Here is a 15,071-nt window from a genome sequence, read left to right on the forward strand (position 1 = left end):
GGAAGAGCCAGGTACACACCCGCGCCCGTCGCAGCGCTGGCTGCTCCCCGCTCCCGCCTCGGTAGCGACAGCGACACCCGGCCGGTGCTACACGGAGAGCGATCATGCGCCCCTTGCAGTCGCGCCTCAACCGGGCCCGGCCACAGCACAAGCTCGTCCACCTCCATCACGGCGACCACACCGGTTTCGGCGTAGAACTCAGTCCCTGGAACACATCACCTCCCACCTGGCCAACCTCACTGGGTCTCTGGCGTCTTCGTCCGGCACGTCGCGCCGGGTAGCGGCTTGTCGTCAACGCTCAGCAGAGTCCCGCGGTCAACAGCGTCCCATTCACACCCTCGTGAGCGAGCCCGCTCCGCCGTCCGATTATCGTCCCCATATGATCTCGCACACGGCCGTTCCCCTCTCCGTCGGCGCGATGCTCGACGACCTCAGGACTCTCGTCGAGCTCGAATCGCCTTCCGGTGATCCAACCGCCTTGGCAGGGTCGGCCGAGGCGGTCGCCGGGATCCTGGAGAACCGCCTCGGCGGCCGGGCCGTCCTCGTCGAGGGTGAGGCGGGACCGCACGTGCACTGGTCGGGCGGGGGTGAACCCCGGGTGCTGATCCTCGGACACCACGACACAGTGTTCCCGCTCGGCACTTTGGAGCGTCGCCCGTTCGCGGTCGAGGAGGGGCGGGTGACCGGTCCGGGCGTCTTCGACATGCTTGGCGGCTTGGTGCAGGCGATCCACGGGCTGGCCGCGCTCGAGGATCTGACCGGTGTCGAGATCTTGGTGACGTGCGACGAGGAGAACGGCTCCCACACTTCGCGGGACCTCATCGAGGAACGCGCACGGGCGTGCGGAGCGGCGTTGGTGTTCGAGGGCGCGGCCGAGGGCGGTGGGCTGAAAACCGGCCGCAAGGGGTGTGGCACGTTCGAGGTGTTGATCACCGGCCAGGCGTCGCACGCCGGTCTCGAACCCGAGGCCGGCGTCAACGCCCTGATCGAAGCCGCTCACCAGGTGCTCCGCATCGACGCGATGAGCCGTCCCGAAGCGGGTACCACGGTCACCCCGACCATCGCGTCAGCCGGCACGCAGAGCAACGTTGTCCCGGCTGAAGCGACCGTGGTCGTGGATGTGCGGGTCGAGTCGGGAGACGAGAAGGACCGTGTCGAAGCGGCATTCGCGGCGTTGGCACCGCACGTCGAGGGAGCCGTGATCGAGGTGCGGGGTGGGGTGAGCCGACCGCCGATGCCGGAGTCCGCGGCGGTGGATCTCTTCGCGATGGCGAGCCGGCTGCTGCCCGGCATCGAGGCCGTGGCCGTGGGCGGCGGGAGCGACGGCAACTTCACGGCTGCGTTGGAGGTGCCGACCCTCGACGGCCTTGGAGCCGTCGGTGGTGGGGCCCATGCCGATCACGAGTACCTGCTGGTCGAGAGCATGGTCGAGCGAGCGATCCTGGTGACCGGGTTGGTGGCCGCGATCCGGACCGCCTGAGCTGTGCGGTCGACACCGGACCATCCGAAATCCGATGTGGACCGCCTTTCACCAGCGCGCGGTCACCTTCCTGCCTGCTGTCGTCCAGGCCACAGGCCGATGCCGGCGTTGACGACCATCGGGGCGCCCGCGGTGGGCCAGCTCGGCCGCGACCTGCTTCGGCATCGCGCCATCGACGCGCAAGTGCGGGTCGACTTCGACTTCGCTGCGATCTACTCATGTGGATGAGTCCTTGCGTGGGGCGCGCCTCCGCGAAGAGGCGCGCGTGAGGTGCGAAAGGCGTCAGGAGGGGACGCGGTCGGCGCCTGCTGCGACGGGCGCGGCTGCCGGGAGGTGTGCGGTGTCCGAGGATTGCTCCACCAACGCCAAGAAATCCAACGCGACGTGTGTCCGGAGGCTGCGACGGAATTCCTGGTCGAGGTCTCCCGGCACACCAACATCAAGCTCCACACCATCGCCCGCACCATCCTCGACAGCACACAGGGCCGACCTCCCCGAGGAAAGACGGATCGCCTTGGCCAAGCGCTCCCTACGGGCCGGGCGCAGTCCCGCCGGAAGGTGACGGGATCGAGGCGGGCCTTCTCAGCCTGGAAGATGAACATGGCCCGGTCGAAGCGTCGTTCGGCCAGGTCCTGCGGGCGGATCAGCCAGTACAGCCATCCATCGTGACTGCCATCTCCGTAGAAGTGTCCCAGCAGGACCCAGCCGCGTGCTTCCTCTGACAGACGGGCGTCGTCTGCCTGGTCCCTACCGAGGAGGTGGTACGCGAGCTCCTCTTCCACCGGGTTCTGACACACGTTGGCGTGTCCGCCGATCCGGTGCGGTGTGTTCTCCTCGGGAAGATCGCAGGCCGCCTGGAAGAACTCCTTCGGATAGGTGGTTTCCCACCTGCTCGCCAGAGGCTGGCCCGGAGCGAAGATGTCCCGGAGGCAGACATGCCACAGGTCTGGGGCAGTTGTGGTCTCCCGTGCGGACAGCGGTCGCCTGATGTGTGGTTCGAGCCCCAGGGGTGTTTCACGTTCCGCGGTGGGGACTCCGGCCGGCACATACAGCACACGGGCACCGTCCCAGGTCTCACGGTCCTCGACGTCCACGCCTACGTACTTGTCGGACGTGTCATTGTCTCCACCGTGGCCAAAGCAGAAGAAGAGGAGTGTGCCGCTCTCGGGCAGCGGGATGTCCAGGGCACCCGCCGGCAGGGCCGCACAGTCGATCGAGGCGATGAGCGAGAGGGGCCCGTGCTTCCATACCGGCCACTCCATGTCGTCGGCCAGCTTCGGCAGCCCTCCGAGGTACCCGACGACCGGTCCCGCTTCGGTGCCCTCCTCCAGGGCTATGCCCGGGCGCAGTTGCCCGATCCACTTTTCGGCGAGATCCGAAGGCAAGTGCTGCACAGCGAGTTCGCTCAGGACGTCAAATGTGGCTTCCACGGCAGTGTTTTCCCAGGTTCCTCAGAATGGCTGTCGGGCAGGGCGGCGAGTTCGGCCGTCACGGGGCCGGCGCTCAGCTGACGGGTTTGCTCAATGGTGCGCCCGGCCGGAACTGTTCCATGGCGCGCAGCAGTTCGGCCATGGCCATGTCGTCGATGGGCCGCCTGCCCGACAGGAGCGTCGGAGGGTCTTTCACGATGATGCCGTGGGGCGCGTGGACGAGGCAGGTGTTGCTGTGCAGGCCGTTCACGCTGCTGGTGAGCGTGGTGACGGCCGTATGGATCGCGCTGCTCATGTGTTCCAGCCTCAGGCCATGGCGCAGGGGCCCGGTAGTGGTGATCTGTGGCGTGAACGGTCGGATCCGTGGTCCGGGTGAGCAGCTCGCAGGACGCTCGGGATGTCTCAGCGGCCCCCGGCCAGGTCCTTGGTCACCGGAGCCGTTCCGGTCACCGCGGTGCGCCAGGCCGAGGGGCTCATGGCGTGGTGGCGGCGGAACTGCCGCGAGAAGTGCCCCACATCCTGGAATCCGCACGCGGTGCTCACCAGGCCGATCGGTCGGGTCGTTTCGGCGAGCAGCAGGCGGGCTTGGGCCATGCGGCGCTGCAGGATCCACTCACCCAGAGGGCGTTCGGTCTGTTTGCGCACGACTTCGGTCAGGTGCCCGGGGGTGACGGCAAGCTCGCGGGCGACATCGCCCAGCGACAGCCGGTCGGAGAAGCGCTTGTCGACCAGCTCCAGCGCTTGGTGGACCAGCGTGTCCGCCCTGGTCGAGGAAGCCGGGGCGGGCGTCAGCCGAGCGGCGTCGACGAGCAGGATCCGCAGCAGCGCCCCCACCACCTCCTGGTAGCCCGGCCGGAGTTCGACGCACTCGCGAGCCATGCCACTCAGCCATCCTGTCCAGCGCCGCAGCGTTCCGCGGTCGAGGTGCAGGAGACGGGGCCGCCCAGCGGGGTCGGCCTGCTGGAATGCGTGTACCAGCGGGCTCATGGCCCACGGGGCGATATCGCGTACACCAGAGGGCAGGCCCAGTACCTCCAACCCCGCCACGACCACCCACCCTTGAGCCTCGCCGATCCCCGCGAGGTCATGGGGAACGCCGGGCGCGAGCATCCACACGTCCCCCCGCCGCACGGGCTCGGGGGTGCCTTGGACCACGTGCATGCCCCCGGGCGCGGTGAAGACGACGATCTCGAAGAAGTCGTGCGCGTGCGGCCCGAAGCCCACAGCGGGGTGCGCCCGGTCCAGACGCTGTGCCTCGGCTCGCACCAGCAAGGGCCGCTGGGGCACGTACGGCACCCGCTTCACCGGCCCCTCCGGAACCCGCCTTCGCCGATGAGTCATCACGTCGTCGATCACCACCAGTACGGAATGTGCCTCGGATCCCGTGCGTCGCGGACCGCAGTCCCGAGCCGAAGGCGAGCGGCTCGGCCGAGGCCGGTGAGCACCACCGCACGTTCCTCCGGGCGGTGTCATGGCTTCGAAGCCTGGGTCCCTGCATCGCCGGTGTCACTAGAAAATCCAGCTAGGCGTCCGGGGCCGGCCGAGTGCCATGCTGCGGCGGCATGACAGCACGAAAAGAACCGACTGCACTCGACCTGGTGGCCCGCTTCGAGCAAGTGCATGCGAGTGTGCGAGCGGTCCTCGAGGCTGCGATGGACGCTCGCCGTCTCGGGGCCGACCTCGACCTGCCCCGGCTCTTCCTCGAAGAGGCAGCGCCCGGCTACCTGGATCAGGACGTACTCGATGACCTGCCCACGGGCTGGTTCGACTCCGCTCTGAGCGAGGCACTGCGCCCCGGCGACGCCGGCATGGCACCCCTCAGCCATGTGGGAGGCCGGGCTCCGGCCACCCGCGCCGACGACCGGGGACGGCAGAGGGGGACGGAAGGCGACGTCCCATCCGGCACGGTCGGCGTCTACCGCCTGGCAGAGTCCCTTGACCAGTACGGGACCACCTCGCGCAGCCACCTTGTCCCGCCTGATTCCTTCTGGCATGCCTCGGGCAACCACTTGGCCCCTGCCGCCGCTCTCGTACGTATCGCCAAGGCCGCCGATGATCGCCTGCGACTGACCACGGCCGAACGTCTTTTCCGTGCAGCCCTCGCCCGTGGCAACCGCGATGCCCTGCATGAGCTGGCGATGATGCGGGAGAGGGCAGGAGACGCCCAGGAAGGCGGACGTCTCCTCCGCGCCGCCGCGGCGGGCGCGTTGCGCGGATTCGCTGCGAAGCGCTACGACACCGGGGGGCCGGGGCTGCGGCAGGATGCCGGATTCCCGCCCCAGCCCCCCGCGAATCACGGTGAACTCGCGTCCGCAAGCACCCCGGCAGAAGCGCGAGAACGCGTCGCACCGCCCGTCGCGGGGGCCCGCGACGTCATGGCCGACGTCAGCGCCGTGATGTCGTTGGAGCATGCGGGAGACCGTGAGGGGGCCGAGCGCCTCGCACTTGATGCAGCCGACAGCGGCTCCACCACCCCGCTGCAGTTCGTCGCGCACTGGCGGCGGAGCGACGACCAGGAGGAGGGCGAGCGTCTGGCGCTTCTGGCCCTCGACCGCGGGGATTCCACCCCCCTGCACAGTCTCGCCTTCGAGCGGGCCGCCATGAGAGGGGACGCCGAGGGGGCCGAGCGCCTCGCCTTCATGGCCGCAGAGCAGAACCACCCGTGGATCCTGCACGAAGTCGCAAGGCACGTCCGGGAACGAGGGGACCGGGACAGAGCCGAACGTCTGCTTCGAGCCGCCGTCGACCACGGGGCGACCTACTCCCTGCCCGCCCTCGCGGAGCTGCGTGAAGAGGCCGGGGACGGTGAGGAGGCCGAGCGATTCGCCTTCCAAGCCGCTGACCAGGGGCACCACGACGCCCTGGGCGCCCTCGCAGCGATGCGGGAGAAGGCCGGGGACGGTGAGGGAGCCGAGCGTCTCGCCTTCCAAGCCGCTGACCAGGGCGACGACCACGAGGCCCTGCGCGCCCTCGCAGCGATGCGGGAGAAGGCCGGGGACGGTGAGGAGGCCGAGCATCTCGCCTTCCAGACCGCCGACCGGGGCGACGCCACCGCCCTGCGCACCCTCGCGGAAACCCGGGAATGGGCCGGAGATCGAGAAGCGGCCGAGCGCCTTGCACGCAAAGCCGTCGACCACGGATACCCAAGCGCTATGCGGTCGCTCGCGAGCCTCCGGGCCCCTTCATCGCACCTGCGAGCGATCATCCGGTTCGGACTGGAACCGGATGGTTCCCTCTCACTGCCGGCACAGCAATCCTGACGCCTGCCAGTTACAGGGGCGGGAGGACCATGAGGGTCTCGTCGCGGTCATCGTCTTCGACGAGTCGGAGGACAATTCGGCGAACCCGCTCGTTCCTCCTGAGCCGTCCGTACGAGGTTTCCAGGCTGCATTGACAACGCAGGATGACCCTTCCCTGATCGGGCCGCTGCTTCCTGTGCCGGTTTGGTGGACCGGGACCCGTCGCCCCACCGATTGAGGGCCCGGCGGCGCTCGGTCCCTTCAGCCAGTCGGTGCAGAGAGCCTGGACGAGGTCTCCGTCCCTGGGCTCGGGGCGCCGGCTCTCACCCGTCCGGTTCGCGGGGCAGGGCAGGGCAGGGCAGGGGCGGCGGGTCGCCGCCATGATGAGGAGGCTGGGCCCGTCCGTGGCATACACGGGCCGGTGATGCCATGTGTGCGTGTGGTGGTCCGTGGGGGTGCTGACCCCAGGCCTCCAAGTCCGCTACGGCCGGGACGACATCGTCGACGCCTGGGCCGCACGCGACCTCGGCGAACTCGACGCCATCTGGACACCATCAACGAACTCGGCTTCGACCTCGCCGTCTGCGTCCTACGCCTGCGTCTCCGCCATCGCCATCGGCATCGGCGTCTGAGCGCCCGGGACTTCATGGAGGTGTCCCTGGCCTTCGCCGGCGAGAGCCGTTGCCGCTGTCGTTGCACTCCGGCGCAGATGCAAGCCTGACCTTCAGGCCTGGGTGGCGGGTTCACCGAGGTGCGTTCGCGCGAACGCTTATGCGGCAGTCGCGGCGCGCCCCTGCGCGAGCACCTTCGCCGTCTCGGCCACCCGGCGCCCCAGATGCTCGGCCGTCGCGATGTCGGCCTTGTGGACGGCATCCGGGCCCTCGTCAACGTTGGACTGGGCCGCGGCGCCGGCGAAGACGCCAAGGCGGTTGAGGTCGTTCTCGGAGCCCGAGCTGCTGTTCCAGCCGGGGAGCAGGCCCAGGTTGACCCAGTGCATGCCCAGTTGCGCGGCCAGGATCTGGAAGAACTGCAGGGTGTGCAGCTTGTCGCCGCTCTTGGAGGCGGAGTTGGTGAAGCCGGCAGCCAGCTTGTCCCTCCAGGCCAGCGTGGCCCAGCGCTTCGATGTTGCCTCGGCGAAGACGTGGAAGGCGCCGGACGCGGTGCCCATGTAGGTCGGTGAGCCGAAGACGATGGCGTCCGAACCGTCGAGGGTCGCCCACTGCTCGTCGGTGATCTCGTCCACGTTGATCAGGTGCACCTCGGCACGGGCCTTGACGGCACCGGTGCGGACGGCCTCGGCGAGGACGGCGGTGTGGCCGTAGCCGGAGTGGTAGGCGATGGAGACAACAGGGGTGGTCACGTTACGTACTCCTCGGAAGGCGTGAGCAAAGGACACGGCGAGACAGAAGCTCACCGGCAATGAAAGAAGGAAAGCACTAACTTTTCGTTAGTGCAACCTGCTGGTTAGCGCTGCATTGGGGTACGCTCGATGTATGTTCAGCCAGTGCCCGGGGGAGCAGGACCTCCCGTACAACGTGTTCGCCAAGGCATGCCCCTCACGCGGCACCCTGGAGCACGTCACGGGCCGCTGGGGCGCGCTCACGCTCGGCGCGCTGTACGAGGGTTCCGTACGCTTCAACGAGCTGCGCCGCCGCGTCGATGGCGTGAGCGAGAAGATGCTTTCCCAGACCCTGCACGCGCTGGAGCGCGACGGCCTGGTGCACCGCGAGGCCCAGCCGACCAATCCGCCCCGCGTGGACTACGAACTGACGTCGCTCGGCCATGAGGTCGCCGAGCATCTGCGGACCCTCATCCACTTCCTGGAGGGCAGCATGGATGACGTACTTGCAGCGCGTCAGCGGTACGACGAGAAGCGCTAGTTGTATTGATCACGAGCGTTGTTGACGCCCGTAGCGCCCGGCTGACCGTTCACGGCAGGCGGTTGCCGGTACATCGTGTCCATTCCGGGCGGCCGGTCGCTCACCTCGCTGCCGAGAGGGGAGTCTCACGAGCCACGGCCCTCAAGTAGGTCCGCCGCTTCCGCCGCTTCACCGCTGAAAGGGCCCCAACGGGTTGCACGACCGCTCCGGTCGACCGTTCACCAGGCAGCATCGCGCACCCCGGCAGTACTCGAAGCCCGGATGTGCGCACAACGCACCTCCCGCAAGCTCGGCCCGGCCCGTATCCGCTGCGGCCGCGGCTCAGGCCGAGGCCATGGCCGTGGGTCGAATGCTCGTGGGCGTGCTTGAGTGCCATTTGCCGGCATCGGGGCGCAACCCGGCCCCCGGCCCCCTCTGGATCACCGAACCCGCCATCCGCCCTTCTCTCGGAGGGCTTCTGTGCTGTGGGCCGCGCGCGAACCACAGATCCGGCAGATGTCGCCGTAGATCGTTACTACCGACCCGGGCGCCCACCCACCGAGGGTAGAGGCCTGAACGAATCACGCAGGCCTCCGGCTGCCGCGGCGATGGAAGCGCAGCCCGTGTCGACTCCTCAGCGCGCGCGTCTCCGACGCGCTGTCCTGGCGCGCCGATTCGGCTGCACCTCCCGGGAGTTCCGCGAGGTGCAGATGGCCTGCTGTACCAAGTGAAAGGCGAGCATCACCCTATGGCGAAGACGTTCGGCAGGTGGACGGTGGCTGTTTGTGCGGCCGCCGCGATGGGACTCTCCGGATGCGGCAGCGATTCCGATGGCGCCGGTACGAACGGCGGCAAGGACAAGAAAAGTCACGGTGCCTCCGCGAAGGGCAAGGACAGCCGCGGCGGGGCCGGCTCTGGTCAGGCCAAGACTCCCAATGGTGTGCAGAAGCTGTCCGCGACGGAGATCGTCGAGAAGTCTTCTGAGGCGCTGAGGAAAATGGAGTCCGTACGCCTGCGCACAACGGGTGTGGACTTGAGGGTGGACCGGGCTGACAACTGCACCGGCACCGTCACTGCCCAAGGGGATGGATCTCCTTTGCACCTCATCAGGAAGGGCGAGAGGATCTGGCTCAAGCCGGAGGATTCCTACTGGGCCACCAAGAGGGGCAAGGCGGCTCTTGCCAAGGTTCCGGAGGCCAGGGGTAAGTACGTTTCGGGCACGGAGTCCTCCTCCCTCGTACTGGGGTTCCACTCCCTCATGTGTGAGATGAACCCGCTTGAGCACGGCTTTCTCTCGAAGGTGGAGAAGTGGACGAAGGACGGCATGGTCACCTTTGACGGCAAGTCTGCTGTCGTCTTGCGAGGGACCTCGCCCGAGGGACAGACCGGGGCCATCTACATTGCGGTCGCAGGCAAGCCGCTCCCCCTGAAGTTGGAGTCCACTGGGACCTCCAAGGGCTCAGGCCGGGGCAAAGAGGTGACGGTTCAATTCTCGGACTACGACGTGCCCCTCACCGTGACGCCCCCCGGTGAATCGATCGACGCGTCGAAGGTGGAAGGCTTCTCGGGCATGGAGCCGACCACGCAGGGTGCCGTCCATTGATGCGGAGCGGTCCCGGCGCTCGCGTTCCGGGAGCTTGTGTGAGGCGATGGCGGGGACGTTGTGGCTGGAGGGCCGGGGCGGAGTGGCCGGGGCTGCCAAGGCCGGTCTTGCCCTGACGCGGAGTCCGAATCCCGTGGCGGGCTGCCTCGAAGGGTCGCGGATCCCCAGCACGTAGATCTCGAAGCCCGCGAGGATGCCCCGCTCGATCGCCTCGCTCACCCCGGGTTCGGCCGGTCGCTCAGCCGTAGGTCCGGTCCGGGTCGCTGACCGTGATCGCGATCTCCAACTCCTGGCCGTCGGCGGCTCTCTGCTGCCGGGGCGGGGCCAGGATGCGCGGGATGGCGGGATGGAGGCGGAAGTCGGCGGGGGTTCGGGTGTTGTGCTCCGGTCCAGCGTTCATATTGTGCAGGCCCTGGGAGAAGGGAGTGTTCTGCACCGGCTGAGCCCGCGGGAGGGGCTCACAGCAGGTAGATGAAGAAGCCGGGCGCCGTATCGCTCCCGCCCGTGGTGGTGACCACGATGGCAGCAGTGCCCAACCCGTGTGCGGGGGCCAGGGCAGCGATCTGTGTATCGGACAGAGCGGCGAACACGGCCGGGAGGCCATCAAAGGTCACGCTCGTGGGTGTCGAGAGATTCGTGCCCGTGATGGAGACGAGGGTTCCGCCCGCAGGTAAGCCGGTTGGAGGGCTGAACGCTGTGACGGCGGGCGGATCCACGAAGCTGAAGGAGGCGTTGGCGACTCCGCCGCGGGTGGTGACGACCAGGGGTACGGTACCGGCCGCGGTGACGGGCGTGAGAACGGTGAGTTGCTGGTCGTCGACCACCGTGGGTGTGACGACCGTGGTGCCGAAGTGTATGGACTCGGCGGTGCCGAGGTGACGGCCCGTCACGGTGATGGCGCTGCCCCCTGAGACCGGTCCGGAGGCCGGCGTGACGGCAACGACAACAGGCGGTGGGATGTAATAGAACGGCACCGGACCGCTCGTGCCTCCCGGTGTGGTTACGGTGGCCCCGACCACGCCGGCACCTGACGGAGAGACGACCGACACCGATGTCGCTGAATTCTCGGTGATGGTCGCCGGCCTGTCCCCGAAACGAACTGCGGTGGCGCCACCGAGGGCGGTACCCGTAAAGGTCACCGTGGAGCCACCACCAGAAGAACCCTGGTCCGGATCGATCGGCATTCGTCCTCCAAGATTTGGCGTGCTACTGCCCTTCAAGGCCCTTCAGGCGCATGTATCGGCCCGAGAACGCCCCCCCCAAGCAGTCAACGTCAGTGGCACTGCGGGGGAGTTGAAACGAAAATTCCCGAAACCGCGGCCTCCCAAGCAGAACGATGCTCAAAGCACCGACGGCAGAGATGCCCGCAGGGGGCGCAATGAAGCTCCGAGGGCGCACAAAACCCGAAGAGGAAAGAACACTGCGCACCCTCTTCCGCACCTGACCGGTGCACTCCCGGGACACACGCCACCTCCCGGCCCGCCCCCCCAACGAGGAGATTGAGGGTAGCCGGATGAACTACCGCCGCCCGCACGGCAGTCCGTCCCCGACGGCGGCAAGCCGACCGGCATCAGCCGGAGGATGGCCTGCGAGCGAGCCGACCACCCGGCATCGCCGTAGCTGCCGGCCCGGCGGGAAGCGTAAGTCTCCGCGGCGATGCCAGCTCTGACCCCGCGGCAGGTAGGCGACGCATGAACGTCGCATGACGGTTCGTCTCCTACCCCTGGATGCAAGGCGGTTGTCCTACGAGAAACGGAGAAGCCGGAACCCGTACGGTTCGGTTGTGCTGTTGGGGTGGGAGACGCAGCGGGGCCATGACAGCGAGAGACGGGCCGGTGTTTCAGGAGGCGAATGGCTCGGCTGGTTCGGGACGTCCGATTTCCGCCAGCGCCTCCGCCCGGTCCCGCGCACGATGGGTCCCCGGGTAGGACCGCCCCTCGAACGCGGTCACCACCGGACGGATGGGCGGCGAGAGACATGACGGCAGTCGAGGACCACGGAACACGGTGGCCGGACGTGAGCGACTTCCCGGGCCTGCTGCACCAGGCGTACGAACACGCGGTGCGCTGGCGGGCGTCCCTGCCGGACCGTCCGGTCTTCCCGGCGGCGACACCGGACGAGATACGCGCCGCACTGGGGCAGGTGGACGGCATGCCCGCGACGGGCGAGGACGCGGTCTCGACCCTGGACGCCCTCGCGCGCGCCGGTGAACTCGGATCGACCGCGAGCGCCGGCCCGCGCTACTTCGGCTATGTCATCGGTTCCTCGCTGCCGGTTGCGGCGGCCGCGGACTGGCTGGTCACCGCATGGGACCAGAACTCCACGCTCTACTCGTGCAGTCCAGCGGCGAGCGTCGTCGAGGACGTGTGCGCCGCGTGGATCGTCGACCTGCTGGGGCTCCCCAGCGGGACGTCGGTCGGCTTCACCACCGGCACCCAGATGGCCGCGTTCACGGGTCTCGCCGCGGCCCGCCACCACCTGATGGCGGCGGCAGGCCGGGACGTGCAGGCCGACGGTCTCTGGGACGCGCCGCGCATCCCGGTCATTGCGAGCGCGGAGCGCCACGCCTCGATCGACCGGGCCCTGCGTTATCTGGGCATGGGCAGCCGCGTGGACGCCGTGGCGTGCGACGCGAACGGCGCGATGGAACTGTCCGCGCTCGACGCGGCGTTGGCGCGGGTCGACCGCCCGCCGATCGTCTGCGCCCAGGCGGGCAGCATCAACACCGGTGCGGTGGACCCCCTGCGCGCGGTGTGCGAACGCGTCCACGGGAGCGGGGGCTGGGTCCATGTCGACGGGGCGATCGGCCTGTGGGCCCTGGCCGCGGACGACGAACACCGCCGTCTCCTGGACGGTGCGCAGCTCGCCGACTCCTGGACGACCGACGCGCACAAGTGGCTGAATATCCCCTTCGACTGCGGCATCGCGCTCGTGGCCCACCCGGAGGCCCACCGCGCCGCACTCGCCGTCACGGCCGACTACCTGGAGATCTCCGGACACCGCGAGCAGATCGACACCGTCCCGGAGTGGTCCCGCCGGGCCCGCTCGGTCCCGGTCTACGCCGCCCTGCGGAGTCTCGGCCGCGCGGGCGTGGCCCGCCTGATCGGGGGCACGATCGACCATGCCCGGCACATGGCGTCGCTGCTCGCCTCCGAGCCGGGCGTCGAGATCGTGAACGACGTCGTCCTCAACCAGGTCCTCGTGCGCTTCACCGGCCCCGTACGGGAGGACGCGGACGGCCTCACGGAAGAGGTCGTCCGCCACGTCCAGCAGGACGGGACGTGCTGGCTGTCCGGGTCCGTATTCGCGGGCCGCGCGGTCATGCGGATCTCGGTCTGCTCCTGGCAGACGACCGCCGACGACATAGCCCGCAGCGCGGCCGCGATCATCCGCTGCTACCACGACGCCGTGAAGGACTGCTGACAACAGGGGGCCTGGCGGGGCGCCTTGTCCGGGTGAGGGCCCCTGTCGCCCAGGCCCGTTCTTCCTGGGGCTCGGCGGACGAGCCGGCTAACGCGCCACGCGGTAGCGGAGGTAGACGACTCTCGAGCTGAAGGTCCGGGTCTCGAGGAGTTCGAGATCCACCCGGCGCTCGCCTTGGGGAAAGAACGGAGTGCCACCGCCGACCAGCACCGGGTAGACCATGGCCTGGTACTCGTCGATCAGACCCAACGCGGCCGCCTCGGCGGCGAGAGTCGCGCCGCCGATCGCGATGTCGCCCTCACCCGGCTCGGCTCGCAACCGCTCGATCTCCTCCGCCAGGCCGCTGGAGGCCAGGCGGGCATTGCCCTGCACCGCCGACAGCGTGGTGGAGAACACCACCTTGGGGAGCGGCTTCCAGAGCGCGGTCCATTCGCGATCTGCGTCGTCGAGCGTTGGATCCTGGTCGGCGGTCTCCCAGTACAGCATCGTCTCGTACAGCCGTCGTCCCAACAGGTGGACGCCGACCTGTCGAATCTCGTCGATCCAGAAGCGAAAGACCTCCCCGTCGGGAGCCGTCCAGTCGAAGTCGCCGTCCGGCCCGACGATGTAGCCGTCGAGTGAGACGCTCATCGAATAGGTCACGTTGCGCATCAGAAGTCCTCCTCGAGTTCGACAGTACGACCGCCGGACGCCGCAGGACTCATCGCGGCACGCGGCACGCGGGTCCCCTGGGCCCAGTCACCCCACGAGATCATTTCGCTGAGAACTTCAGTGAGCCACGCCCTCCGTCCCTGACGGCCTGATGTCCCAAGGGCTCACGTCAGCGAGATGTGCATAAGTTGCCCCCGGATAGCGCGAGTTGTGCACGGGTTCCCTCGTTCGGCGGTCCGACTGTGGACCGGTTCCCATCCCTCCCAGGAAATTGTGCATGCATTCCCTGGCCTATGCCTGTTCCCCTTCCTGGCGTGAGGGGCCTTCGCTCTATCCAAGTCGAGGAAGTGCCCAGAAATGCTGCTGACTGCCGCCTCCCCACGTCCTTACCTCTTACGTTTCGCGCACCGAGGTACAGCACAGCCGGTGCATCAAGAAACGGTCAGCCGCCGAGCGGCTTGCAACGGTGTCCGCCCCGGTGGAGTCGAGGGTGTCCATCGCATCGCCTTTTCGCGTGGAGGGGCACATGTCGGCAGGAATGAACGTCGGCAAACCGAACAATGCGAGGATCAGACGTCCATTCGCCGAAGGATCGAAGTTACAGCGTGTCGAGCGCGTCGCGTCGAGCAAGCGCTCAGCCCCTATCGCGAGGAGCTGGCGGGCGCCGCGCAACGTAGTGGGCAGCTTGCGCTGGGTGGCGCGGTTGTCGAGGCGGACGCCGAGGCCCCCGGGAGGCGCGCTATTGGCCCGCGGGGCAGTCGGGAGACGTCGAGCCCGTCACACCTGGCGGTATAGGTTTCCGAGTTCGTGACGGCTCACGGCGTCGGCTCCTGCCGGATGGTGAACGCCGTTCGCGTCGCAGGCCGCGAGTTCCAGCAGGGGCGGCCAGGCCGCCGACACGGACGGGACAGCGGACGTCATCGGTGAACAGGACGTCGTTTCGGGTGCAGGCCGCGAGGTCGTGCACCACGCGTACGTGCGCCAGACTGCCGGTCGCCGATGATCAGCGAGGTGCGAACGCTAACGGCATCCGGGTGCACGAGGCGAACCCCTGTGTCCGCTGCGGCCTTGGCCGCGCCGTAAGGGGTGACAGGGTCGGGAGGCAGTTCCCGTCAAAGCGGACGCGGGAGCCGGAGAACACTGCGTCCCTGGATACATGGACCGGGCGGCAGCCGTACTTCGCCGCAGCCATCGCCAGGCGGACGGGGCTGGCCCTGGTCTACGCCCTCTGCCTGGTGGCCATCCTGATCACCGCAGTGGAGATCATGGAGATCGTCCCGGCTACCGAGCGCGGGGCCCTTCCACGCCCATGTCACCCGTGGAGACTTATCATGATTTAGACAGGTGCCAGATGAGTGCTCGGTCTGTGGCAGACGGCGGCGAGTC

General features: G+C 68.4%; 14 protein-coding genes and 2 pseudogenes. 7 read left to right on the plus strand and 9 right to left on the minus strand.

Translation table 11 applies throughout. The features are described from left to right. The first annotated feature begins 379 nt into the window (after nucleotides 1–379). Nucleotides 380–1,480, plus strand: a complete 1,101-nt coding sequence (locus ACGFNH_RS26810) for a M20 family metallopeptidase (protein ID WP_393657899.1) — start codon at nucleotides 380–382, stop codon at nucleotides 1,478–1,480. Between the two features lie 212 nt (nucleotides 1,481–1,692). Here ACGFNH_RS26810 and ACGFNH_RS26815 read toward each other — a convergent pair whose 3' ends face one another. The 3 genes from ACGFNH_RS26815 to ACGFNH_RS26825 all read right to left on the minus strand — a co-directional run bounded on the left by ACGFNH_RS26815 (nucleotide 1,693) and on the right by ACGFNH_RS26825 (nucleotide 4,215). Beyond that, nucleotides 1,693–2,910, minus strand: a complete 1,218-nt coding sequence (locus tag ACGFNH_RS26815; protein WP_393657901.1) for a DUF1963 domain-containing protein — start codon at nucleotides 2,908–2,910, stop codon at nucleotides 1,693–1,695. Between the two features lie 73 nt (nucleotides 2,911–2,983). Further along, the gene (locus ACGFNH_RS26820; RefSeq protein WP_393657903.1) at nucleotides 2,984–3,205 is read right to left on the minus strand and encodes a hypothetical protein; all 222 of its coding nucleotides are present in this window, start codon (nucleotides 3,203–3,205) and stop codon (nucleotides 2,984–2,986) included. Nucleotides 3,206–3,312: 107 nt separating this feature from the next. Further along, nucleotides 3,313–4,215: a helix-turn-helix domain-containing protein gene (locus ACGFNH_RS26825; protein ID WP_393657905.1), complete on the minus strand. Its 903-nt coding sequence runs from the start codon at nucleotides 4,213–4,215 to the stop codon at nucleotides 3,313–3,315. 257 nt (nucleotides 4,216–4,472) lie between these two features. On the opposite strand from ACGFNH_RS26825, the gene ACGFNH_RS26830 reads away from it, so the two are divergent. Further along, nucleotides 4,473–6,170 carry a hypothetical protein gene (locus tag ACGFNH_RS26830; RefSeq protein WP_393657907.1) on the plus strand — a complete coding sequence of 566 codons (1,698 nt, stop codon included), beginning with the start codon at nucleotides 4,473–4,475 and terminating at the stop codon, nucleotides 6,168–6,170. A 434-nt stretch (nucleotides 6,171–6,604) separates the two neighbouring features. Continuing rightward, nucleotides 6,605–6,781: a hypothetical protein gene (locus ACGFNH_RS26835; RefSeq protein WP_393657909.1), complete on the plus strand. Its 177-nt coding sequence runs from the start codon at nucleotides 6,605–6,607 to the stop codon at nucleotides 6,779–6,781. A gap of 137 nt (nucleotides 6,782–6,918) precedes the next feature. On the opposite strand, the gene ACGFNH_RS26840 is transcribed toward ACGFNH_RS26835, so the two are convergent. Beyond that, on the minus strand, nucleotides 6,919–7,509 hold the full coding sequence (locus tag ACGFNH_RS26840; RefSeq protein ID WP_393657911.1) for a flavodoxin family protein: 591 nt from the start codon (nucleotides 7,507–7,509) through the stop codon (nucleotides 6,919–6,921). 133 nt (nucleotides 7,510–7,642) lie between these two features. Here ACGFNH_RS26840 and ACGFNH_RS26845 point away from each other — a divergent pair, with 133 nt between their 5' ends. The 3 genes and pseudogenes from ACGFNH_RS26845 (at nucleotide 7,643) to ACGFNH_RS26855 (ending at nucleotide 9,611) form a co-directional block, all read left to right on the plus strand. Then, complete coding sequence (locus ACGFNH_RS26845) at nucleotides 7,643–8,029, plus strand: winged helix-turn-helix transcriptional regulator (protein ID WP_393657913.1); 387 nt, start codon at nucleotides 7,643–7,645, stop codon at nucleotides 8,027–8,029. A gap of 8 nt (nucleotides 8,030–8,037) precedes the next feature. Continuing rightward, nucleotides 8,038–8,335: pseudogene (locus tag ACGFNH_RS26850) on the plus strand (leucine zipper domain-containing protein); the annotation flags it as partial. Nucleotides 8,336–8,756: 421 nt separating this feature from the next. Beyond that, entirely contained in the window at nucleotides 8,757–9,611 is an 855-nt protein-coding gene (locus tag ACGFNH_RS26855) for a hypothetical protein (protein WP_393657915.1), read from the plus strand. Between the two features lie 238 nt (nucleotides 9,612–9,849). Here the strand turns inward: ACGFNH_RS26855 and ACGFNH_RS26860 are convergent, their stop codons facing one another. After that, complete coding sequence (locus tag ACGFNH_RS26860; protein WP_393657917.1) at nucleotides 9,850–10,011, minus strand: hypothetical protein; 162 nt, start codon at nucleotides 10,009–10,011, stop codon at nucleotides 9,850–9,852. A gap of 58 nt (nucleotides 10,012–10,069) precedes the next feature. Further along, nucleotides 10,070–10,795, minus strand: a complete 726-nt coding sequence (locus ACGFNH_RS26865; protein WP_393658042.1) for an IPT/TIG domain-containing protein — start codon at nucleotides 10,793–10,795, stop codon at nucleotides 10,070–10,072. Nucleotides 10,796–11,627: 832 nt separating this feature from the next. On the opposite strand from ACGFNH_RS26865, the gene ACGFNH_RS26870 reads away from it, so the two are divergent. Next, on the plus strand, nucleotides 11,628–13,034 hold the full coding sequence (locus tag ACGFNH_RS26870) for a pyridoxal phosphate-dependent decarboxylase family protein (RefSeq protein WP_393657919.1): 1,407 nt from the start codon (nucleotides 11,628–11,630) through the stop codon (nucleotides 13,032–13,034). Nucleotides 13,035–13,121: 87 nt separating this feature from the next. Here ACGFNH_RS26870 and ACGFNH_RS26875 read toward each other — a convergent pair whose 3' ends face one another. The 3 genes and pseudogenes from ACGFNH_RS26875 to ACGFNH_RS26885 all read right to left on the minus strand — a co-directional run. Continuing rightward, the gene (locus ACGFNH_RS26875; protein WP_393657920.1) at nucleotides 13,122–13,685 is read right to left on the minus strand and encodes a dihydrofolate reductase family protein; all 564 of its coding nucleotides are present in this window, start codon (nucleotides 13,683–13,685) and stop codon (nucleotides 13,122–13,124) included. A gap of 393 nt (nucleotides 13,686–14,078) precedes the next feature. After that, complete coding sequence (locus tag ACGFNH_RS26880) at nucleotides 14,079–14,315, minus strand: hypothetical protein (protein WP_393658048.1); 237 nt, start codon at nucleotides 14,313–14,315, stop codon at nucleotides 14,079–14,081. A gap of 15 nt (nucleotides 14,316–14,330) precedes the next feature. Next, a pseudogene (locus ACGFNH_RS26885) lies at nucleotides 14,331–14,904 on the minus strand (sugar nucleotide-binding protein); the annotation flags it as partial. Nucleotides 14,905–15,071: the final 167 nt, after the last annotated feature.

It is taken from the genome of Streptomyces sp. NPDC048639, from assembly GCF_043199075.1.
Taxonomy (GTDB): Bacteria; Actinomycetota; Actinomycetes; order Streptomycetales; family Streptomycetaceae; genus Streptomyces.

Bases quoted from the DNA above. Each gene is read 5' to 3' on its own strand.
- ACGFNH_RS26810 (WP_393657899.1), top strand. From the start codon at position 380: ATGATCTCGCACACGGCCGTTCCCCTCTCCGTCGGCGCGATGCTCGAC.
- ACGFNH_RS26820 (WP_393657903.1), bottom strand. From the start codon at position 3,205: ATGAGCAGCGCGATCCATACGGCCGTCACCACGCTCACCAGCAGCGTG.
- ACGFNH_RS26830 (WP_393657907.1), top strand. From the start codon at position 4,473: ATGACAGCACGAAAAGAACCGACTGCACTCGACCTGGTGGCCCGCTTC.
- ACGFNH_RS26845 (WP_393657913.1), top strand. From the start codon at position 7,643: ATGTTCAGCCAGTGCCCGGGGGAGCAGGACCTCCCGTACAACGTGTTC.
- ACGFNH_RS26855 (WP_393657915.1), top strand. From the start codon at position 8,757: ATGGCGAAGACGTTCGGCAGGTGGACGGTGGCTGTTTGTGCGGCCGCC.
- ACGFNH_RS26860 (WP_393657917.1), bottom strand. From the start codon at position 10,011: ATGAACGCTGGACCGGAGCACAACACCCGAACCCCCGCCGACTTCCGC.
- ACGFNH_RS26865 (WP_393658042.1), bottom strand. From the start codon at position 10,795: ATGCCGATCGATCCGGACCAGGGTTCTTCTGGTGGTGGCTCCACGGTG.
- ACGFNH_RS26875 (WP_393657920.1), bottom strand. From the start codon at position 13,685: ATGCGCAACGTGACCTATTCGATGAGCGTCTCACTCGACGGCTACATC.